This is a genomic window from Streptomyces sp. NPDC111628 (assembly GCF_055635195.1).
In genome coordinates, this window is sequence record NZ_JBVKBZ010000003.1 from 1,270,001 (window position 1) to 1,290,239 (window position 20,239).

Sequence of the window (20,239 nt, forward strand, 5' to 3'; positions counted from 1 at the left end):
CCCAAGGAGTGAAGTCCGGGTCACAGGACCCGCGGAAGAGGGAGAAGCCCGATGTCAGCAGCCGAGGGTCCGCTCGTCGTCGGCGTGGACACGTCCACCCAGTCCACCAAGGCACTGGTCGTCGACGCGGCCACCGGCCGGGTCGTCGCGAGCGGCCAGGCCCCCCACACCGTGTCCTCCGGGACCGGCCGCGAGAGCGATCCCCGCCAGTGGTGGGACGCGCTGGGCGAGGCCCTGAGCCAGTGCGGCGAGGCCGCCCGGGAGGCCGCCGCGGTGTCCATCGGCGGGCAGCAGCACGGGCTGGTCACGCTGGACACCCAGGGCGAGCCGGTGCGCCCCGCCCTGCTCTGGAACGACGTGCGCTCCGCTCCGCAGGCCCGCCGCCTGATCGACGAGCTGGGCGGGGCCAAGGCCTGGGCGGAGCGCACGGGGAGCGTGCCCAGCGCCTCTTTCACGGTCACCAAGTGGGCCTGGCTGGCCGAGCACGAGCCGGAGGCGGCCCGCGCGGTGAAGGCCGTACGGCTCCCCCACGACTACCTCACCGAGCGCCTCACCGGCGAGGGGACGACCGACCGCGGCGACGTGTCCGGCACTGGCTGGTGGGCATCGGGCACGGAGGCCTACGACGAGGAGATCCTCGCGCGCGTGGGACTCGATCCGGCGTTGCTGCCCCGGGTGGTCCGGCCCGGTGAGGTGGCCGGCACCGTACGCGCCGACCACGGCCTGCCGTTCTCCAAGGGCACCCTGGTCGCCGCCGGCACCGGCGACAACGCGGCCGCCGCGCTGGGTCTCGGACTGCGCCCCGGTGTCCCGGTGATGAGCCTCGGCACCTCGGGCACGGCGTACGCCGTGTCGCAGCGCCGGCCCGCCGACCCCACCGGCACGGTGGCGGGCTTCGCCGACGCCCGCGGCGACTGGCTGCCGCTGGCCTGCACCCTCAACTGCACGCTCGCCGTGGACCGCGTCGCGTCCCTGCTGGGCCTGGACCGGGAAGCCGTAGAGCCGGGCACCGAAGTCACCCTGCTGCCCTTCCTCGACGGCGAGCGCACACCGAACCTCCCGCACTCCTCCGGCCTCCTGCACGGGCTGCGCCACGACACGACCGCCGGACAGCTGCTCCAGGCCGCGTACGACGGCGCGGTCCACTCGCTGCTCGGCGCGCTCGACCTCGTCCTCGACGCCGACGCGGACCCGTCCGCGCCCCTGCTGCTGATCGGCGGCGGTGCCCGGGGGGCGGCCTGGCAGCAGACGGTACGGCGGCTGTCGGGGCGCCCGGTCCAGATCCCGGAGGCCAGGGAACTGGTCGCGCTCGGTGCCGCGGCGCAGGCGGCCGGTCTGCTGACCGGTGAGGACGCGGCCGCGGTCGCCCGACGCTGGAACACGGCCGCCGGGCCGGTGCTCGACGCCGTGGAGCGGGACGAGGCGACGCTGAACCGGATCACCGGGGTACTCTCCGACGCGGCACCGCTGCTGGAACGGGACGCGGCCTCCCGCTGAGGGCGCGCCCGCACGGGCGAGGCCCCGGCGGACAGGCCACGCTCCGCTCCCTGCGGAGCCGCCGCGGACGGGTCGCCGAGCAGACCGGGACGTGACGAGGGGCATCCCCCGTCGCCACCGGCGTCGGACGGCCCGCACGTGGCCCGACCGCAAACCCGTGGTGACCGGCCGGGACCGGCCGGGACCGGACCGAGCGACGACAGACCAAGGACTGACGGAGGCATGACCGCACCGCCGCACGAAGCCCAGCCGGCCCGCCCCGGGCGCGCGCTGCCGGACACCCAGCAGGGGATGCGCCGCCGCAATCTGGCGCGGGTGATGCACACCGTCAGCGCCGAGGGCCCACTGTCCCGGGCCGCCGTGGCCTCGAGGATCGGGCTGACGCGGGCCGCGGTGTCGACCCTCGTGGACGAACTCGTCCGCTCGGGCCTGCTGGAGGAGCTGGGTCCCGAACGCCCCGGCCGCGTGGGCCGTCCCGGGTCCGCACTCGCCGTCAGCGGGCAGGGCCCGGCCGGCATCGGGGCGGAGGTCGGCGTCGACCATCTCGCGGTCTGCGCGGTGGACCTCCGTGGCCGCGTCCGCGCGCGTGCGGTGCGGTACGGCAGCAACCGCGGCCGTTCACCGGAGCCGGTGCTGGAGCAGCTCACCGGCCTGGTGCGGCAGGTGGTCTCGGAGGCGGAGACCGAGGGACTGTGGCCGGCCGGGCTCGCGGTGGCCGTGCCCGGTCTGGTGGCCCGGGACGGCCGGACGGTCGTCCGCGCACCGAACCTGGACTGGCACGACGCGGACCTCGGCGCCCTGCTGCCGGAGGATCTGCCGCCGACCGTGGACAACGAGGCCAATTTCGGCGCACTCGCCGAACTCTGGCTCGGCGACGGCACTCCCCGGGACTTCCTGCACGTCTCGGCCGAGATCGGCATCGGCGCGGCCGTGGTGTTCGACGGTCGGCTGCTGCGCGGTACTCGCGGGTTCGCCGGTGAGCTGGGGCACGTGCCGGTCCATCCCGACGGGCCCGCGTGTGCCTGCGGCGGGCGCGGGTGCCTGGAACAGTACGCCGGTGAGAAAGCGGTCCTGCGCGCGGCGGGCGTGGAACCCGGGGAGGACCGGGTCGGGCTGCTCGCCGGCCGGGCCGCGGAGGGTGACGAGGACGTACGGCGTGCCCTGCGCGAGGCGGGCACGGCGCTCGGCATCGCGCTGACCGGTGCGGTGAACCTGCTGGACCCCGAGGGCGTGGTGCTGGGCGGCGCCCTCGCCGGACTCGCGCCCTGGCTGCTGCCGTCGCTGCGGGACGAACTGGCCCGGCGCACAGCGGGCCCCGCCTGCCCGGTCGCGGTCTCCGAGCTGGGTCCGCAGGGGCCGCTGCTCGGCGCCGCGCACTCCGTGGTCCGGGCGGTCCTGGACGACCCCGGCGCGGTGGCGGAGCGGGCCTGACCCTTGCCCGCCGGGGGGCACCGGCAAGCCGAACCAACACTCCCGTTCACTCGATCGAGTGAGCACGGTGTCCACAAGGCGGTGGCTGTCCACGGAACGGCGCGGCGCCCTACTGCACAACCGCCGCTCCCCGTACGGTGATTCACGCGGACGCACCTCGCCCACGGGGCGGCCGGACGTCCGCGTCGGCATTCCGCTCCGCAGTCACTTCGCTCCGCAGTCATTCCGCTCTGTCGTGCCGCTCGGACATGTCGCTCCGTCATTCCGAACGGCTGAGCACTCACCCCCCACCGGGCCCAGGGCCCACCGACGAAAGGCCAATCCCATGGAAAGGGAGAGGACAGCACCCGTTCCGACCCGGCGGCGGCTCCTGAAGGGCGCCGCGCTGGCCACCGTCCCCTACACCCTGCTCTCCGGTACCCGGGCCGCCGCGCAGGTCCGCGCCGTCGACTACCCCACCGCCGAGTGGCTGCCGGCGAGCACGTCGAACTACAGCCGGTCGAGCCGGCCCACGGCCTACCCCGTCGACTTCGTGGTCGTCCACGTCACGCAGGAGACGTACGCGGACACGCTGTCCATCTTCCGCGATCCCGAGAAGCAGGTGTCCGCGCACTACGTCGTCCGGTCCTCCGACGGACACGTGGCGCAGTGTGTCCGCGAGACGGACATCGCCTGGCACGCGGGCAACTGGGACTACAACACCCGCAGCATCGGGATCGAGCACGAGGGATGGGTCGACCGTCCCGAGTACTTCACCAACGCCATGTACGAGCAGTCGGCCCGGCTCACCGCGGCGATCTGCACCGCCTACGGCATCCCCAAGGACCGCACGCACATCATCGCGCACCACGAGGTCCCCGGCAGCGACCACACGGATCCGGGGCCGTTCTGGGACTGGACCCGCTACATCAGACTGGTCAACTTCGCCTGACCCCTCGTCCGGCCGTCGCCCCGCCGTCGTCCCGCCGTCGTCCGGCATCCTCGCCGACCCACTCGGAACGCCACATTCGGGTGTCCGGCTGGTCGAAGTGGTTGTCCGCGCGGATCCGCGGAGTCACGATGTCCCACACCGCAACACCGTCCGGGGAGGCCGAGTTGACCGATGCATGGCTGGCTCTGGAACCGGGGGTCGATCCCGTCGAGCGCGCGCGAGCACTGCGCCGGGCCCACGAGACCTTCACCGAAGCGGGGACGGTGCCGCGGCCGGTGCGGGCCGTGGTCGCGGATTCGTGGCGGCGGTCGGTCCGGGCGGGTGTCGGCCCGGACGGTACCGCGAGCGTGGAGCTGATGGACGGCGACCTCGGCGCCTACCGGGCCGAACACCCGCTGTCGCGAGTGATGCCGCTGGTCCGCGAACTGCTGGGCACGTTCGCCGCCGACGGCGAGCACCTGCTCGCGGTGTGCGACGCGCACGGCAGGCTGCTGTGGGTCGAGGGGCATCCTGCCACCCGGCGCCGGGCCGGACGGATGAACTTCGTGCCCGGGGCCCGCTGGTCGGAGTCGGCCGTCGGGACGAACGCGCCGGGCACGGCGGTGGCCGTCGGCCGTCCGGTGCAGGTGTTCGCGGCCGAGCACTTCATACGCCGGGTCCAGCCCTGGACCTGCGCCGCCGCTCCGGTGCACGATCCCCGCACCGGTCGGGTGCTCGGCGCCGTGGACATCACCGGCGGGGACCGTCTGGCGCATCCGCACAGTCTGGGTTTCGTCCAGGCGGTGGCGCGTGCCGCTGAGTCCCAGCTGGCGCTGCTCACTGCGGAGCGGGCCGGTCCCGAGGCGGCCGAGCTGACCGCGCTGGGCCGCGACGAGGCCCTGCTGAGCGCGGACGGTCGCAGGGTCCGGCTGAGCCGGCGGCACAGCGAGATCGTCGTGCTGCTGGCCCACCATCCCGAGGGTCTGACGGGCGACGAGTTGCTGTGCGCTCTGTACGAGGACGAGACGGTGCCGCCGGTGACACTGCGGGCCGAACTGGCCCGCCTGCGCGGCATCCTGGGGCCCGGCCGCCTGGCTTCCCGGCCGTACCGGCTCACGATGCCCGTCGAGTCCGACGCCTCCGTCGTCGAACGTCGGCTGCGGGCCGGTGCGATCACGGCGGCCGCGTCGGCGTACGCGGGTCCGCTGCTGCCCGGTTCCCAGGCTCCGGCGGTCGGACGGCTCAGGCGCCGGCTCGCCGACGGTCTGCGCGCGGCGCTGATCGCCCGCGGCGACCCCGACCTGCTGGCCGACTGGGCTCACGCACCCTGGGGAGAGGACGACCTCGACGTGTGGCGTGCGCTCGCGGCGGTGCGGCCCACGGCGGCGACGAGCTCCCGGCTCGCGGCACTGGAGTCCGAGCTGGCCGCGCCCAACGCGTGGTGAGCACCCTCGGCCGAGCGGCGCTCCGGGAGACCGGGCGCCGACCGCGAGGCGCGCAACGTGCCTGCAACGTCGCGCTGCCTAGCCTCGCGCGCAGAGCTGTCCAACGGCGGACAGCGCTCGATGAGGGAGGCAGACAGGATGACCCGTTACGCGGCGCCCGGCACCGAGGGCGCGATCGTCTCCTATCAGTCGCGCTACGACCACTTCATCGGCGGCGAGTACGTGCCACCGGCGCGCGGGCAGTACTTCGAGAACCCGTCCCCGGTGAACGGCCTGCCGTTCACCGAGATCGCGCGCGGCACGGCGGACGACGTGGAGCGGGCGCTCGACGCCGCGCACGAGGCCGCTCCGGGCTGGGGCCGTACCTCGGTGACCGAGCGTTCCGACATCCTGCTGAAGATCGCCGACCGCATGGAGGCGAACCTGGAGCGCCTGGCGGTCGCGGAGAGCTGGGAGAACGGCAAACCGGTGCGCGAGACTCTGGCGGCCGACATCCCCCTCGCCATCGACCACTTCCGCTACTTCGCGGGCGCGGTCCGCGCCCAGGAGGGCTCACTCGGCGAGATCGACGACGACACCGTGGCGTACCACTTCCACGAGCCGTTGGGGGTCGTCGCGCAGATCATCCCGTGGAACTTCCCGATCCTGATGGCGACCTGGAAGCTCGCGCCCGCCCTCGCCGCCGGCAACGCGGTCGTACTGAAGCCCGCGGAGCAGACCCCGGCGTCGATCCACTACTGGCTGAGCCTGGTCGCGGACCTGCTGCCGCCCGGGGTCCTGAACGTCGTCAACGGCTTCGGCGTGGAGGCGGGCAAACCGCTCGCGTCGAGCCCCCGGGTGGCGAAGGTGGCGTTCACCGGCGAGACCACCACCGGGCGGCTGATCATGCAGTACGCCTCGGAGAACATCAAACCGGTCACCTTGGAGCTGGGCGGCAAGTCGCCGAACATCTTCTTCGACGACGTCTGGGCGCGGGACGACGACTTCCGCGACAAGGCGCTCGAGGGCTTCACGATGTTCGCGCTCAACCAGGGCGAGGTCTGCACCTGCCCGTCCCGGGCGCTCGTCCAGCGGGGCGCCTACGCCGAGTTCATGGCGGCGGCCGTCGCCCGCACCGAGCTGATCAAGCCCGGCCATCCCCTGGACACCGACACGATGATCGGCGCGCAGGCCTCCAACGACCAGCTGGAGAAGATCCTCTCCTACCTGGACATCGGCCGCCAGGAGGGCGCGAAGGTACTCACCGGCGGTGAGCGGATCGAGCACGACGGCGAGTTGAAGGGCGGCTACTACGTCCAGCCGACGATCTTCGAGGGCCACAACCGGATGCGGATCTTCCAGGAGGAGATCTTCGGCCCGGTGGTGTCGGTGACGTCCTTCGACGACTTCGACGACGCCGTCAGGACCGCCAACGACACGCTGTACGGCCTCGGCGCCGGGGTGTGGACCCGCGACATGAACACCGCCTACCGCGCGGGCCGCGCGATCCAGGCGGGACGCGTGTGGACGAACTGCTACCACGCATACCCGGCACACGCCGCCTTCGGCGGCTACAAGCAGTCGGGCATCGGCCGGGAGAACCACAAGATGATGCTGGAGCACTACCAGCAGACCAAGAACATTCTGTGTTCATACAGCCCGAAGAAACTTGGGTTCTTCTAGAGCCGGCTGGGCGAGGGCGTCTGCTCCCCCTTCCAGCCACACTCGAAGGTGGGACGGGCGCTCGGCATCCATGTGCACGGTGTTCGCGGCGACGGCGGTGCGGCGGGCGGCTGCCTCCGGCCGGCCGGTGTTGGTGTTGACGTCGAAGCGGGGGAAGTTGCTGGAGGAGATGTCGAGCCGGATGCGGTGGCCGGCGGCGAAGCGGTTCGCCGTGTCGGGGGCGGCGACCTCGACCTCGTACACCTGGCCCGGAGTGAGCAGTTCCGGCTTCTCGTAGGAGCGGTGGAAGCGGCAGCGGAAGATGCCGTCGGTGAGGTTCATGGCGAAGCCGTGCGGATAGTCGGCGTTGGGCGGGTGGACGTCGATCAGCTTGATGGTGAAGTCGGTGTCCGGGGCGGTGGTGGAGACGTGGAGCCGTGCCGACACCGGTCCGGCCAGGATCACGTCCCGTTCGAGCGGGGGTGTGGTCAGGGTGATGACGTCCGGCCGGGAGTCCAGCGGCAGGTACGGCTCACGCGCCCCGTGCACCCGGGCGTCGGGGGCGTTCTGATCGTAGGCCCCGCCCGTCATCACCGGCTCGCCCGAGGTGACCTGCCCTCCCATGGTGGGGACCGGGTGGCGTGGGTCGAAGTCGTAGGTCACCGACGCGGCGGCCTCGGCGGGCGGGGCGAGGGTGAGATTCCCCGTGGGGGTGAGGTAGAGGGCGACGGGGGCCGTGAGGGCCGGCGGCCACCGGGTGTCGGTGCGCCATGCGCCACCGTGCCGCATCCGCCCCGCCCCGTCGCGTCGGCCGTCGCCGCCGCCCATCAGGAAGTACTGGACGGCGGGGAGGTCGCCGCCGTCCGGATGCCCCTCGTCCTCCCGGCCCAGCGCTCGGTCGAACCAGTGGCGCCGGAACTCCAGGTAGGACGGGGCGAGGTTGCCGTCCAGCGCGGCCCGCGGGCCGAAGTCCACGTCCCCGGCGTACGTGTCGCAGCGGTGCCCGTGCGTCCACGGGCCCATCACCAGGTAGGAGGGGGCCGACTTCAGCTCCCGCAGGGCGGTGAAGTTCTCGATGGTGGAGCGGACGTAGGGGTCGTACCAACTGCCCATGTGGAGGCTCGGCGCGTCCGGGAAACGGTCGTAGAAGCCGCGCCCGTAGATCGCCGGGTTGCGGTAGTAGTCCCCGAAGGCGTCCTCCCGCCACTGCTCCAGCAGGAAGTCCTCGTACGCCGGCAGGTGCCGCAGCGGCGTGCAGCCCGGCCGCCACGGCATCGCACCGAACCAGCCCGCCACGTCCACCCGCCGCAGTTCCTCGGCCAGCACCGGATCCACCGCCGCCTCCGGGCTCTTCGCCGCCTGCCGCAGTGCCCAGGTCACCTGCTTCAGTTCGAAGGCGCCACCCATCCGCATGCCCGCGTCGTACGCGCAGGAGAAGCCGCCCGAGTCCTGGAACATGGCGGCGAGCCCGGTCACCCCCTCGGCGGCCGCGGCGGCCTGGACGTGGGCGGAGTAGGACACCCCGGTCATGACGACCCTGCCGTCGCACCACGGCTGGTTCCTGAGCCACGCGACGGTGTCCGCCCCGTCCGGGCCCTCGCCGAGGTACTTCACGAACGTTCCCTCGGAGTCGCCGCGGCCCCGGCAGTCCTGCCGTACGACGTGGTAGCGCGCCTCGGTGAAGTGCCGGGCGATGTCCTCCGGATGCGGGACCGGCGCATCGCTGCGGTCCTGGTCCGAACCGCGCCGTGCGCGCCGGCCGTAGGGGGTGCGCTCGAGGAGCACGGGAAGCGCGGTCGCCTCCGGCTCGGGTGAGGCGGAGTACAGGTCCGCCGCGAGACGGATGCCGTCCCGCACGGGGATGCGCAGGGTGCGGCGCCACAGGGTGCCGCCCTGGAGGCGTTCGGGTCGCCCGGCATGGGAGGTGTCGTAGCAGGTCACACCCGTGACGCTAGGCAGTGGCCCACGTCATGGCGATCACTTGACGTCATCAGGTCAACTGTGCCGTCGAACGGTGACGGGACCGGGCACGGGACCTACTGTGCAGCGCACACCCCGGGAACTGCCCGCAAGCCCTCGCGACGGCTCCACGGCGCGACGGATCGTGCGTGGCTCCGGGGTGCCGTCTCGTCCTGCTCGCGGCGCGGCCGCGTCATGCCCTCGTTCACCGTCCCCAGGAGGCCGCCATGAGCACACCGAACAGCCGGACCCGGGAGGCGCGGGCTGCCGAGCCCGGCAAGGAGGGCCGTGGCTCCCGGCTCCTGGACGTGGTCGAGCGGGCCGGCAACGCGCTGCCGCATCCGTTCTGGCTGTTCTGGATCCTGTGCGGGGTCGTCGCCCTCGTCAGCTGGGCACTGAACGCCTCCGGACTTCAGGTCGAGGACCCGTCCTCGGGTGACCCGGTCGGTGTGCGGAGCGCCCTGTCGGCGGACGCCGTACGGGACCTGCTCAGCGGGGCCCAGGACTCCTTCGTCACCTTCGGCCCGCTCGGCACCGTGCTGATGGTGATGCTCGGCGTCGCGGTCGCCGAGCGGTCGGGCCTCTTCGAAGCGCTCGCACGCCGCATGCTGTCGGGCCTGTCCCCGCGCACGGTAGTCCTGGGCGTGGCCCTGGGCGGTGTGCTGGGGAAGTTCCTGTCCGACTCCGCGTACGTCGTCCTCATCCCGCTCGGAGCGGTGGCTTTCCGCGCCGTGGGACGCTCCCCGATGCTCGGCATGATCGTCGCGTTCGTCGCCATCAACGCGGCGGGGGACGCCAACCCGCTGATCGCCCCCGGTGACGCGCTGTTCGCGTCCGTGGCCACCGAGGCCGCGCAGCTCGTCGACGGGGACGTGGTGGTCCGCGCGACGGACAACATGTACTTCACCACCGTCTCGGCGTTCGTGCTGGCCGGCACCATCGCCCTGGTCGTGGACAAGGTCCTCGCCAAGCGCGAGCACCACCTGGTCCCCGACGCCGACCTGGAGGCCGCCGCGGCACAGCGGGTCGTCGCCGCGGAGGTCGACGACAGCACCGAATCGCGTGCCCTGAAGCTGACCGGACTGACCGTGCTCGGGTATGCCGCGCTGATCGTGCTTGCGATGCTGCCCGCCTCGTCTCCGCTGCGCGGCGAGGGAGGGGCGATCGTGGAGTCCACCTTCATGGACTCCATCGCCGTCTTCCTGACCGTCTTCTTCCTGCTCATCGGTGCCGTGTACGGGCGGCTCACCGGGCGGATCAGGGGGAGCCGGGCGATCCCGGAGTTCATGGCGGAGGGAGTGCGTTCCATCGCCCCGCTGTTGGTGCTCTTCTTCGCCGTGTCCCAGTTCCTGGCCCTGTTCAAGTGGACCAACATCGCCACGGTCGTCGCGGTCGAAGGCGCGGACTTCCTCAAGCAGTTGGGCGCGCCCACGTTGGTGCTGTTCTCGCTGCTGATCATCGCGGTCGCGCTGATGAACCTCCTCATCACCTCCGGCTCCGCCCTGTGGGCCCTGGTCGCCCCGGCGCTCGTGCCGATGCTGATGCTGCTTGGCACCAGCCCGGCGACCACCATGGCCCTCTACCGCATCGCCGACTCCTGCACCAACTCCATCACCCCGATGAGCACCTCGTTCATGCTGTGTGTCGGCTATCTGCAGACCCTGCGCCGCAAGGCCGGCATCGGCACTCTGGTCTCCTTCACGCTGCCCCTCGCGATGATCATGCTGGTGGTCTGGGTGCTGTTGTTCTTCGTCTGGTACCTGCTGGGCATCCCACTCGGCCCGGGGGCGCCGGTGCGGTGAGCACCGCCGTACGCTGACGGCGTGAGCATCGTCCTCGACCTCGGAGGGCTCGGCCCCGCGGACCTCGTGGCCGGGCCCTTCGCCCTGTCGGAACTGATGGCGAGCCTGCATGTGCTCGCCGAACCCGAGCACCACCCGGAGGCCGCCGACTGGGCGGCCCGCGCCGCCGCCGCGGGACCCGAGCTGCGCGACGAGTTGTCCGTGTTCGCTCCGCTGTGGGCCCGCTTCCGCTGCCGCCTGTTCTTTCCCCTCGCGGTTCCTCTCGCCGCGAGCCTGGACGAGGCGCTGGCGGCGATCGCTGCGCTGTCGGCGGATGCCTTCCTCGGGCTGGTGGCGCCCGGAGTCCTCGGCACCAGCGCGCGGCCCCTGCCGTCGGCCCACGAGCTCCGTGCCGGCACCACCACCGCGGAGGACTACGTCCGCCGCTGTCTGCGCCGCTCCTACGCCCGCGGTGAGCTGGCGCGGCAGCTGGTGTCGGCACCGCTGGAGCTGCGGGACCGTGTGCTCGCGGTGCTGCGGGCCGCGGACACCGCGTTCTTCGCGGACGACTGGCGCACGCTGCGGCCGGCCCTGGAGGACCATGCGCGGGAAGTACGTCGCCGACTGGCGGCCCGGCCGCCCGCCGACGTGCTGGCCGAGCTGCTGCCGACGGCGGCCCGGGTCGGGCCTGGGGAACGCGTCCGGCTGGACAAGCTGCAGATCGACGAGGTGAAGGTGGCCCCGCGCCCGCTGGTCCTCGTCCCCTCAGCCCGGGTTTGGCCGCATCTGACGGTCAAGCACGAGCACCCGTCGTGCGTGGTGGTGCAGTACCCGGCGCGCGGGACCACTCCGGACGGACAGCTGACCCTGCGGGATCTGCACGACCGGCTGATGGCGCTGACCTCGCCCGCCCGGATGGAGCTGTGCCGCCACCTGCTGGGCGAGCCCATCACCACCTCGGAGCTCGCCGCCCGGCTCGGATCCAGCGAACCGCAGGTCTCCCGGGCCCTGCGGACGCTGCGCGACGCGGGCCTGGTGCGCTCCACCCGGGACGGCAAGCTGGTGCGGCACCGGCTCGCCACGGATGTCATCCAGCGACTGGGCAACGACGTCCTCGCAACCGTGGCACGGTGAAGGCGACGGCGGGCACGAGGGAAGCCGGCGCCCGGTGTGCTGGTATGAGTGGTTACCTGCGGGCCTGGGCACAGGTCCGCTGCTTGCGGGCCGCGGCACAGGTCCGCGCCCGGTCCCTCACGGACGAACGCCGATGACCGTCTTGCCGCTGATCCGCTGGGGCGAGTTGAAGGCGTCGACGGCGTCGTCGAGGGTCGCCACTCGGCCGATGTGCGGCCGCAGCCGCCCGTCCCGGACCCGCTGGGCGATCTCCCGCAGTTGTGCGCGATCGGGTACGACGACGAAGTCGACGACCCGGCCGGCCGCCGGACGTACCTCGGGCCTGCCGACGATGCTCACCAGTGTTCCGCCGGCTCGGACCAGTGCGGCGGAGCGTCGTCCGATGTCACCCCCGAAGACGTCGAGGACCAGATCGACCCCACCGACGTCCTCCAGCGCGTCGCGCTCCAGGTCGACGAACTCGTGCGCGCCGAAGTCGATCGCCGCACGACGGTGGTCGGCGCGTCCGGTGCCGATGACGTAGGCGCCGCCGTCGCGTGCCAGCTGTGTCGCCACCGAACCGACTGCGCCGGCCGCTCCGTGAACGAGGACGCTCTGCCCCGTGCGGAGGTGGCCATGCTCGAACAGCCCCTGCCAGGCCGTCAGGCCGGCCATCGCGACGCCCGCGCCCGCCGTGAAGGCGATGTCGCCCGGCAGCGGCGCGAGGTTGCGCTCTTCCACGACGACGTACTCCGCCAGTGTGCCGTCCCGGGTCCAGTCCGTGAGCCCGAAAACCCGCTGCCCCACCGACAAGCCGGCAGCTCCATAGCTGAGAGAGGTGACCACACCGGCCACCTCGTGTCCGGGAATGGACGGCGTCCGATCACGACCGAGGCGGTCGAACCAGGTCGAAGGCCACTCCAGCTCGTTCCCGGTGAATCCCGAGGCATGGACCTCAACGACGACATCGCCGTAGTTCGCGCCCTCCAAGCCGGCGAGTTTCACCGCGTCCGGCCCGGGGCGTTCGGCCAACCTCATCCCCGCGGTCCCCGCGGTCCGGTCGGTCACCACGATTGCCTTCATGGGCATACCTCTCCCGTCGACTGCCGCCTTCCTAGCGGCGAACGCGGATGACCGTCTTCCCCTTGACCCGCTCTGCCGGGTTGAAGGCGGCAACCGCGTCGTCGAGGTCGGCGACCTGGGCGATGTTCGTCCGCAGCCGGCCCTCCCGGACCCGCCGGACGACCTCGGCCAACTGTGCGCGGTCGGCCTCGACGACGAAGTCGACCGCCAGACCGTCCTTCGGCTGCGCCTCGGGCGGGCCGGCGATGCTCACCAGCATCCCTCCCGCTCGAACCAGACTCGCCGACCTCTTCCCGACGTCCCCGCCGATCACGTCGAACACCAGATCCACTCCGCCGACGTCTTCAAGCGCTTCGTTGTCCAGGTCGAGGAACTCGTGGGCGCCGAAGTCCATGGCGTTCTGGCGGTCGGCGGCGCGCCCCGTCCCGATGACGTGGGCGCCGGCCTCGCGAGCGAGCTGCGTGACCACCGATCCGACGCCACCGGCCGCGCCGTGTACCAGAACGGTCTGCCCGACCTGGAAACGGCCGTGCACGAACAGCCCCTGCCACGCGGTCAGGCCGGAGATCGGCAGGCTCGCACCCACCGTGAAGTCGACGTCACCCGGCAGCGGCGCGAGGTTGCGGGCTTCGACGGCCGCATACTCGGCCAGGGTGCCGTCGCGTGTCCAGTCGGTGAGACCGAACACCCGCTGTCCCACCGACAGCCCCCTTGTGCCGTAGCCGAGGGCGGCCACGACGCCGGCGACCTCGTGGCCGGGGATCGACGGTGTGCGGTCCCGGCCCAGCCGATCGGTCCAGGTACCGGGCCACGTCAGCTCGCCGGGGGTGTATCCCGAGGCGTGGACCTCGACGAGCACGTCGTTTCCCGCGGCCTCGGGCTTCGGCCGGTCGGTCAGGGTCATCCCGGCCGCTCCCGCGGCCTGATCTGTCACCACGATGGCTTTCATCCCGCACCTCACTACGATCGGTTCATGCCTGAGCGGCGTTCTCGTTTCATCAGTAGTAGCGGCACCGGCCCACGACGTCTTACCAGGGAGCCCGCTCAGATTCGCCCGGGCAGAGGCGGGACGTCCAGGTCCCCCTCGCGCAGCCGATAGACCTGCAAGGTGAGCCCGTAGTACTTGTCCGTCTCACCCACCCATTCCATGCCCACGCGCCGAGCCGTCGCGATTCCACGCGTGTTGCGGGGGCGCACCACGGCGAAGACCTCGTCCACCCCCGCCGTGAAGGCGTAGTGAGCCACGCCGTGGCCCGCTTCGGTGGCCAGGCCACGTCCCCAGAAGGGTCTCGCGAGCTGCCAGCCGATCTCCAGGTCCACACCGTCGGGTGGCAGCGGCAGGATCGCCGCCCCGCCGACGAGCTCGCCGGTCTCCGAGAGCTCGACGGCCCAACGACCCGCGGGAGGTTCGAGACGCGAGCACTCATCGATCCACTGGCCGAGCACTCTCGCCATGGCTTCCCTGTCGGGCACCGTACCCATGGCCGGAGCCAGCCATCGGGCGACCTCGTCCTCGCCGTACACGGCGACAGCCCCCGCAGCATCGTCTGTCGACCACCGGCGCAGTACGAGCCGTTCGGTCTCGATACGGGCATCGTCGACTCGTACGCGATGCGGTCGATCTGACGGACCAGGCATGTCTGCTCATCCAAACCTTCGGGCCGCGGGGTCGGCAGCGATCCCGTCCGGCCGGCCGGCACCCTCCGGCCGCACGAGACTGCCCCCGTCAGGCCGACGCCCGGGGCAGCTTCCAGCCTTCCCGAACGAAGTGGCACGTGTAGCCGTTCGGATAACGCCGAAGATAGTCCTGATGCTCGGGTTCTGCGATCCAGAAGGTTCCCGCGGGCACCACTTCGGTGACCACCTTGCCGGGCCACAGCCCGGATGCCTCGACGTCGGCGATCGTTGCCTCCGCGACGCGGCGCTGCTCGTCGTTGAGGTAGAAGATGGCAGACCTGTAGCTGAGGCCGATGTCGTTCCCCTGTCGGTTCACCGTGGTGGGGTCGTGGATCTGGAAGAAGAACTCCAGAAGCACGCGGTAGGTCGTTCTGGACGGGTCGTAGGTGATCTCGATCCCTTCGGCGTGGCTCCCGTGACTCCGGTAGGTCGGGTTCACGACCTCGCCTCCGGTGTAACCGACACGCGTCGCCACAACGCCCGGGAGCGTTCGGAACAGTTCCTGCACTCCCCAGAAGCAGCCGCCGGCCAGTACTGCTTTCTCATTTTCCGTTGCCATGTCGCACTCCCTGCCTTCGCTACTCCGCGTGTTCGCCCAAGTAGCGGACCAGGCCGATGACGTCTTCCGGCACGAGCCGTCCGATGGCTCCGCTGGAATAGACACTGACGGCCACGTTTCCTGACGGGTCGAGCACGAATCCGGTCGACTGCAGATAGGCGGGTTCGGTGTTCACGAATGCTCCGGTCGCGGCCGAGACCGCCGCGGCGTCGGCGCTGTGGCCGACCGGAAAGGTGAGACCCAGCTTCGTGATCAGTTCCGCTGTCGTCGCCTCGTCGTCGACGGACAGTGCGACGACCTTGACGCCGGCCTCCGCCAGGCGCTGTTCGGCCCGCTGGAAGGCACGCAACTGGGCGTTGCAGTACGGGCACCAGGATCCGCGATAGAACAGGACGACGCCGAAGCCGTCTCCGAACGCGTCCGGCAGGGTGACTGCCCCGCCGCCCGTCAGTTTCAGGGTGAGGGCCGGGAACGGGTCTCCGGGGCTGAGCAATGGCATCACTGTCTCCTCATGATCTGTCAACCTGCGGCGCCGAGGTGGCCCTCCGCGACCAGCCTGGCGCGCAGCTTCCTGCGTGCGTCGAACATGGTCTTGTAAAGAGCGTTACGGTTCGTTTCCAGCTCGTCCGCCAACGTCTCCAGGGGCGTCCCCTTGAGGACGACCTCGGTGAAGACCTGGCGCTGCCGGATGCTCAGTGCCGTGTCGACGGCATCCTGCACGGCCTCGACCAACTCTTGTGCCTGGCAGCAGCTGACCGGGTCGACCCCGGAGTGGTCCGGTACCTGCGCCCACTCCTCCTGGTCGAAACGGGCAGTCGACACACGCCAGAAATGACGGCTGAGCTTGCTGGAAACCTCAAGCACTACAAACCGGAACGCCCAGGTGGTGAACCTTGCGTCACCACGGAAGTCGTGGATTTTGTACGTGATCCTCATCAAGGCGTCCGCAGCCGCCTGGTGGGCGAGGTCATTCAGCTCGGGTCCCGTGATCCGATAACGGCATCCTCGGCGGAAAGCGTCATCCATCGCGATCCGGACCAGCAGTGCGTGCAGGCGCGCACAGGTCGGCTCGTATTCCGCTCCACTCCTGTCTTTCAGTGCATCGACCCACGCGGCGGATTCCGGATCCAAAGACCTCGGCCGCCTGGGACCCGAGTGACACGACTGTCCGGCATCCGCAGGGTGCATAGTCCTCAAATCCCCAGGTCATCTCGTGTGCACCAGCCAACCACGCCCGCATCTACAGACCGTCTACGCCAAGTCGCCACCCGCCCCCCGAGACAACGCCGGCATTTCGGATGTCAGGCCCGCAGAGCCCGGTCGGGTGCCGCAAGCTGCTCGGCGGCGAACGCGGCAACGAGTCGGTTCCAGCTGTACCTGCCTGGCCCGACCTCTGAGATGAGGTGTGCGTGGACCAGCCGCGGCAGCGTCCGGCGGACCCGGTGTTCGGGCTGGGCGACCATGTGCGCGGCGTCGGACGCGGCGAACTGGGCTCCGGGCACACCGCTCAGGGCGCGGAAGAGGGAGGCCGCCTCCGGATCCAGCAAACCGTAGGAGCGGGCAATCGCGGCGCGGACGTCGAGCACCGGGTCCTCGTCGCCGGCGAAGGCGTCCAGGACACCGTGTTCCGACAGGGCGTACTCGTCGGCCAGGCTCGCCAGGTGCATCTGGGGGCGGTAGGCCGCGCGGGCTGCGACGTTGGCCAGCGCGAGGGGGAGGCTCCCGGCGAACTGGATCATACGGTCGACGGCCTCCGGCTCGGCCGCGGTCCTCGCCGCACCGAGGCGACGGGCCAGGAAACTGCGCGCGTCGGCCTGGCTCAGTGGCAGCAGGGTCAGCGGGAGCGCCTGGTAGGCGGCCACCAGCGTGTGCAGCTGCATGCGGCTGGTGACGAGGGCCATGGAACCGGGGCTCCCCGGAAGGAGGTCCTTGAGCTGGTTCGTGCCGCAGGCGTTGTCGAGCACGACGAGCATGCGACGCCTGGCCAGCAGACCGCGGAACATCAGCCCTCGGGCCTGCGCGGTCTCGGGTACGGCTTCCGGCCGCACGCCCAGGGCGTGCAGGAAGCCCGCGAGTACCTCGGCGGGGTCGCGGGGTTCGGCCTCGGCGTCGATGCCGTGCAGGTCGGCGAAGAGTTGTCCGTCGGGGAAGCGATCGGCAAGACGGTGGGCGGTGGCTGTGGCGAAGGCCGTCTTACCGACTCCCGCCATCCCGCCGATCACACAGATGGCCACCGAGGACGAGGCTGCCGCGTCGTTCGCCAGTCGCTCCAGCTGTTCCTGCTCCTTCTCCCGCCCGACAAGGCTGGGAAGGCCGGCCGGCAGCTGCGCGGGCGCCTGGGGCGACGCGGGGTGCCACTCGCGGACCGGGCGGTCCGTGCTCCGCGGGAGCCGGAATCGCCCGGAGAGAATGCGCTCGTGAACCTGCTGGAGCTCCGGTGAGGGGTTGACTCCGAGGCGCTGACGCAGCAGGTGGCTGGTCGTGTGGTAGATCGTCAGGGCCTCGGACTGCCGTCCCGCTCCGTACAGGGCGGTCATGAGGAGACCGCAGACGCGCTCGCGCAGCGGGTGCTCGACGAGCAGAGCCGACAGCTCTGCGGCGGCCTCGGCATAGCGGCCCCGCTCAACTTCGCAGGCCAGCTGCTCCTCGGCGCAGGCGAGTCGCAGCTCGCCCAGCACGCTTCGCTGCATGTCGGCGAACGGTCCGGGGACGCCGGCAAGCGCAGCGCCCTTCCACATTCCCAGGCTCTCGGACAGCAGGTCCGCTGCCAGCGCGAGGTCTCCGCCGTCGCGTGCTTCGCGCGCCCTGGCCGTCGTCCGCTTGAAGCGGTTCAGGTCCAAGCCGTCCGGTCTGACATGGAGCAGGTAGCCGCCGTCGACGAGCCTGACGAAGCTGTCGCTCTGGTCGCCGAGGGCCTGCCTGAGCCGGTAGACGTACGTACGCACCGAGCCGACGGCGGACGGAGGAGCTTCGTCGCCCCACACGTCCTCCACCAGCGTCGAGAGGCTGACCGGCCTGCCCGCTCTGAGCAAGAGCGAAGCCAGGACCGCGCACTGCCTCGGCTGGCCGGCCACCTCCTCGACTCCTTGCTTGTGCAGTCGGACCGGGCCGAGGACTGAGAACTGGATGCCTGTGTGCATGGCTCGTACCGCCCTGAGGCCTTGTGAGGGTGAGTTGCCTGGCCGTCCGCGAGAGGGACCACCCTCCTCAAACGTACCGCAGCACGCGCGGATTTTCTGGACTAGATAGTCCCTTTCCAAAAGGACATGCGTCGCTTCTCGTGAGAACCGGGCACCCGTCAGCGCAGGTCGGAACCGTCCTCCAAAGGCGCTTCCCCGGCGGGCGCCGCGTGCGCCTTGACGTGGGCGATCGCCATGTCGAGGGCGATACGCATCGGCTCGACGTCCTGCGCCGTCTGCGCGAGGAGGTAGCCGCCCTGCAGTGCCGCCATGAGGCCGGTGGCGAGCCCGCTGACGTCGGCGTCCACCCGGAGGACTCCCGAGTCCTTCATTCTGGCGAGCCCGGCTTCGAGGAGGCCTTCCCAGGCCGCGAAGTGCCGGGCCATCGCCCTGCGCGCCTCTTCGTCCTGGTCGGCCAGTTCGCTCGCCAGGGATCCGAGCGGGCAGCCGTAGGCCCCGTTGTGCAGCGCGTTGCGCTCGATCAGCGCATCACGCCAGCGTTCCAGTCCACGGAAGGAGCTGAGACGCTGCAGGTGTTGGTACTGGCGCTCGAGCACTTCCGCGGCCCGCAATGCGACGACGTCCCGCATCAAGGCGTCCTTGTCAGGATAGTGGCGGTACAGCTGGGACTTGCTCGTTCCGCTGGCCGCCCTGACGTCGTCGAGCGTTGTGAGCGCCACGCCTTTGACATACATCATCTCGGCAGCAGCTGTCAGGATGCGCTCTCGAGTCGCTCGCCCTCGCTCGGTGAGCCGAGAGTCGCCGTCTTCCCGCACCCGTCCTGCCACGTCGGCCAGGTTACTCCCGCAGAGATTAGCAGGATCGAACTGGACTACATAGTCCATTGCCATTGAGGCAATGCGAGCTGCCGCCCGCCGCCTGACGCACGACGCGCCATACCCGGGTAAGGAGCGCGACTCCGCCGACGCGAATCAGCTGGACGGAGACCGCTGGTCCCCGTTGGCCACAGGAGGACCGCAGCATGACCGGGAGCGACCGCGGGGCGTACCGTCCCTTCCGCCGCCGGGCCCGCGGCGGCACGTCAGCCGGAGCGCCCCGCCCCGCGGGACTCGCAGCGCAGGCAACGCTCGACGTGTGGGAAGGCCCGCAGGCGTTCGCCGCCGATCGCCTCGCCGCACTGGACGCAGTGCCCGTAGCCACCGTCCTCGAAGCGGTCGAGAGCCTCCTCGACGCGCGCCAGCAGCGTGAGCGCTCGTTCCGTCTCGGAGACGTGCCGGGCCAGCGCCTCGGTGGCCGAGCCCGCGTCCGCGGCATCCAGGAGGCAGTCGGCCCACAACTGCGCCTTCCGCGCCTCGGCGCCGGCGGTCTGCCGGCGAAGCTCGACCGCCTGCTCGCCGAGCCTGCGGCGCAAGGCCTCGGCTTCGGCTTCGGCTTCGGCCGGCGAGGCCGCGTCGTCCGCTCGGTCGTCACCCACGTGCCCCGCCTCTCCTCACGCGCCGTCCACGCCGCCCGGCACCGAAGGACGGCGTGGACAGGGACGTACCGCGCACCGACGGCCCACCACCCATTTCAACGACGAAGCAGCGCATCACTGGCCTTCTGCACCAGATGAGAGGACCGCAACACTCCATGAACACCGAAGCGTACGAACCACTCGCCGCATCCTCACACACGCTCCCGACGATCGCCTTCGTCGGAGGGCTGGTGATCGCCGGCGCGTTGGTCTGGGCCGTGTGCCTGGGCGTGAGAGTCATGGACCGGGAGCCCCGGCGCCCCCGCGCCGAAGAGCACGGCATGCTCCCGGCGACCGGTGCCGTCCACGAGGAGTTCGAGAGGCGTGAGCCCGACGAGATCCCGCTGGCGGCGGAGGGGACCCCGCGCCTGAGGCCGTACCAACTCCATCACTCCCCCAGCCGTCGGAGCGAGGACCAGACGCGCCGTCGCTGGCTGCCGGGGTCGAGCGGAGCCTTCGGGAGCGGCGGGCCCGGTCACGTATGACGACG

At 71.3% G+C, this 20,239-nt stretch carries 18 protein-coding genes; 8 read left to right on the forward strand and 10 right to left on the reverse strand.

Going from position 1 to position 20,239, the window contains the following annotated elements; all coding sequences use genetic code 11:
* The first annotated feature begins 51 nt into the window (after nucleotides 1–51).
* The 5 genes from xylB to exaC all read left to right on the forward strand — a co-directional run bounded on the left by xylB (nucleotide 52) and on the right by exaC (nucleotide 6,945).
* Nucleotides 52–1,497, forward strand: a complete 1,446-nt coding sequence (gene xylB / locus ACZ7MF_RS20735) for a xylulokinase (protein ID WP_471478321.1) — start codon at nucleotides 52–54, stop codon at nucleotides 1,495–1,497.
* A 222-nt stretch (nucleotides 1,498–1,719) separates the two neighbouring features.
* Nucleotides 1,720–2,928, forward strand: a complete 1,209-nt coding sequence (locus ACZ7MF_RS20740) for an ROK family protein (protein WP_471478323.1) — start codon at nucleotides 1,720–1,722, stop codon at nucleotides 2,926–2,928.
* 325 nt (nucleotides 2,929–3,253) lie between these two features.
* Nucleotides 3,254–3,859, forward strand: a complete 606-nt coding sequence (locus ACZ7MF_RS20745) for an N-acetylmuramoyl-L-alanine amidase (protein WP_356864081.1) — start codon at nucleotides 3,254–3,256, stop codon at nucleotides 3,857–3,859.
* Nucleotides 3,860–4,023: 164 nt separating this feature from the next.
* Nucleotides 4,024–5,283 carry a GAF domain-containing protein gene (locus ACZ7MF_RS20750; RefSeq protein WP_471478902.1) on the forward strand — a complete coding sequence of 420 codons (1,260 nt, stop codon included), beginning with the start codon at nucleotides 4,024–4,026 and terminating at the stop codon, nucleotides 5,281–5,283.
* Between the two features lie 138 nt (nucleotides 5,284–5,421).
* Nucleotides 5,422–6,945: an acetaldehyde dehydrogenase ExaC gene (gene exaC, locus ACZ7MF_RS20755; RefSeq protein ID WP_471478326.1), complete on the forward strand. Its 1,524-nt coding sequence runs from the start codon at nucleotides 5,422–5,424 to the stop codon at nucleotides 6,943–6,945.
* Here the strand turns inward: exaC and ACZ7MF_RS20760 are convergent.
* On the reverse strand, nucleotides 6,913–8,865 hold the full coding sequence (locus ACZ7MF_RS20760) for a CocE/NonD family hydrolase (RefSeq protein WP_471478328.1): 1,953 nt from the start codon (nucleotides 8,863–8,865) through the stop codon (nucleotides 6,913–6,915). The two genes, exaC and ACZ7MF_RS20760, sit on opposite strands and share 33 nt — an antisense overlap.
* Before the next feature lie 245 nt (nucleotides 8,866–9,110).
* Between ACZ7MF_RS20760 and ACZ7MF_RS20765 the strand changes: the two genes are divergently transcribed.
* Both ACZ7MF_RS20765 and ACZ7MF_RS20770 read left to right on the forward strand, forming a co-directional pair.
* Nucleotides 9,111–10,685: an AbgT family transporter gene (locus ACZ7MF_RS20765; protein ID WP_471478330.1), complete on the forward strand. Its 1,575-nt coding sequence runs from the start codon at nucleotides 9,111–9,113 to the stop codon at nucleotides 10,683–10,685.
* A 21-nt stretch (nucleotides 10,686–10,706) separates the two neighbouring features.
* Nucleotides 10,707–11,798, forward strand: a complete 1,092-nt coding sequence (locus tag ACZ7MF_RS20770) for an ArsR/SmtB family transcription factor (RefSeq protein WP_471478332.1) — start codon at nucleotides 10,707–10,709, stop codon at nucleotides 11,796–11,798.
* Nucleotides 11,799–11,915: 117 nt separating this feature from the next.
* Here ACZ7MF_RS20770 and ACZ7MF_RS20775 read toward each other — a convergent pair whose 3' ends face one another.
* The 9 genes from ACZ7MF_RS20775 to ACZ7MF_RS20815 all read right to left on the reverse strand — a co-directional run bounded on the left by ACZ7MF_RS20775 (nucleotide 11,916) and on the right by ACZ7MF_RS20815 (nucleotide 19,710).
* Nucleotides 11,916–12,860 (reverse strand): NADP-dependent oxidoreductase, encoded by a 945-nt coding sequence (locus tag ACZ7MF_RS20775; RefSeq protein ID WP_471478333.1) that lies wholly within the window; start codon nucleotides 12,858–12,860, stop codon nucleotides 11,916–11,918.
* A 31-nt stretch (nucleotides 12,861–12,891) separates the two neighbouring features.
* Nucleotides 12,892–13,809 carry an NADP-dependent oxidoreductase gene (locus ACZ7MF_RS20780; protein ID WP_471478335.1) on the reverse strand — a complete coding sequence of 306 codons (918 nt, stop codon included), beginning with the start codon at nucleotides 13,807–13,809 and terminating at the stop codon, nucleotides 12,892–12,894.
* 95 nt (nucleotides 13,810–13,904) lie between these two features.
* Nucleotides 13,905–14,498 carry a GNAT family N-acetyltransferase gene (locus ACZ7MF_RS20785; protein WP_471478338.1) on the reverse strand — a complete coding sequence of 198 codons (594 nt, stop codon included), beginning with the start codon at nucleotides 14,496–14,498 and terminating at the stop codon, nucleotides 13,905–13,907.
* An 88-nt stretch (nucleotides 14,499–14,586) separates the two neighbouring features.
* Nucleotides 14,587–15,096 (reverse strand): peptide-methionine (S)-S-oxide reductase MsrA, encoded by a 510-nt coding sequence (msrA, locus tag ACZ7MF_RS20790; protein WP_471478341.1) that lies wholly within the window; start codon nucleotides 15,094–15,096, stop codon nucleotides 14,587–14,589.
* 19 nt (nucleotides 15,097–15,115) lie between these two features.
* Nucleotides 15,116–15,595 carry a peroxiredoxin family protein gene (locus ACZ7MF_RS20795; protein ID WP_471478343.1) on the reverse strand — a complete coding sequence of 160 codons (480 nt, stop codon included), beginning with the start codon at nucleotides 15,593–15,595 and terminating at the stop codon, nucleotides 15,116–15,118.
* Nucleotides 15,596–15,615: 20 nt separating this feature from the next.
* Entirely contained in the window at nucleotides 15,616–16,227 is a 612-nt protein-coding gene (locus tag ACZ7MF_RS20800; RefSeq protein WP_471478345.1) for an RNA polymerase sigma factor, read from the reverse strand.
* Nucleotides 16,228–16,397: 170 nt separating this feature from the next.
* Nucleotides 16,398–18,170: an AfsR/SARP family transcriptional regulator gene (locus ACZ7MF_RS20805; RefSeq protein WP_471478347.1), complete on the reverse strand. Its 1,773-nt coding sequence runs from the start codon at nucleotides 18,168–18,170 to the stop codon at nucleotides 16,398–16,400.
* Between the two features lie 224 nt (nucleotides 18,171–18,394).
* Nucleotides 18,395–19,126: a TetR/AcrR family transcriptional regulator gene (locus ACZ7MF_RS20810; protein WP_471478348.1), complete on the reverse strand. Its 732-nt coding sequence runs from the start codon at nucleotides 19,124–19,126 to the stop codon at nucleotides 18,395–18,397.
* 191 nt (nucleotides 19,127–19,317) lie between these two features.
* A complete protein-coding gene (locus ACZ7MF_RS20815; protein ID WP_471478350.1) occupies nucleotides 19,318–19,710 on the reverse strand; it encodes a TraR/DksA family transcriptional regulator in 393 nt (130 codons plus the stop codon).
* 155 nt (nucleotides 19,711–19,865) lie between these two features.
* On the opposite strand from ACZ7MF_RS20815, the gene ACZ7MF_RS20820 reads away from it, so the two are divergent.
* The gene (locus ACZ7MF_RS20820) at nucleotides 19,866–20,234 is read left to right on the forward strand and encodes a DUF6479 family protein (RefSeq protein ID WP_471478352.1); all 369 of its coding nucleotides are present in this window, start codon (nucleotides 19,866–19,868) and stop codon (nucleotides 20,232–20,234) included.
* Nucleotides 20,235–20,239: the final 5 nt, after the last annotated feature.

Excerpts from the sequence above, each read along its gene's own strand:
- xylB (WP_471478321.1), top strand. The coding sequence starts at position 52 with ATGTCAGCAGCCGAGGGTCCGCTCGTCGTCGGCGTGGACACGTCCACC.
- ACZ7MF_RS20740 (WP_471478323.1), top strand. The coding sequence starts at position 1,720 with ATGACCGCACCGCCGCACGAAGCCCAGCCGGCCCGCCCCGGGCGCGCG.
- ACZ7MF_RS20745 (WP_356864081.1), top strand. The coding sequence starts at position 3,254 with ATGGAAAGGGAGAGGACAGCACCCGTTCCGACCCGGCGGCGGCTCCTG.
- exaC (WP_471478326.1), top strand. The coding sequence starts at position 5,422 with ATGACCCGTTACGCGGCGCCCGGCACCGAGGGCGCGATCGTCTCCTAT.
- ACZ7MF_RS20765 (WP_471478330.1), top strand. The coding sequence starts at position 9,111 with ATGAGCACACCGAACAGCCGGACCCGGGAGGCGCGGGCTGCCGAGCCC.
- ACZ7MF_RS20775 (WP_471478333.1), bottom strand. The coding sequence starts at position 12,860 with ATGAAGGCAATCGTGGTGACCGACCGGACCGCGGGGACCGCGGGGATG.
- ACZ7MF_RS20780 (WP_471478335.1), bottom strand. The coding sequence starts at position 13,809 with ATGAAAGCCATCGTGGTGACAGATCAGGCCGCGGGAGCGGCCGGGATG.
- ACZ7MF_RS20785 (WP_471478338.1), bottom strand. The coding sequence starts at position 14,498 with ATGCCTGGTCCGTCAGATCGACCGCATCGCGTACGAGTCGACGATGCC.
- msrA (WP_471478341.1), bottom strand. The coding sequence starts at position 15,096 with ATGGCAACGGAAAATGAGAAAGCAGTACTGGCCGGCGGCTGCTTCTGG.
- ACZ7MF_RS20795 (WP_471478343.1), bottom strand. The coding sequence starts at position 15,595 with ATGCCATTGCTCAGCCCCGGAGACCCGTTCCCGGCCCTCACCCTGAAA.
- ACZ7MF_RS20810 (WP_471478348.1), bottom strand. The coding sequence starts at position 19,126 with ATGGCAATGGACTATGTAGTCCAGTTCGATCCTGCTAATCTCTGCGGG.
- ACZ7MF_RS20820 (WP_471478352.1), top strand. The coding sequence starts at position 19,866 with ATGAACACCGAAGCGTACGAACCACTCGCCGCATCCTCACACACGCTC.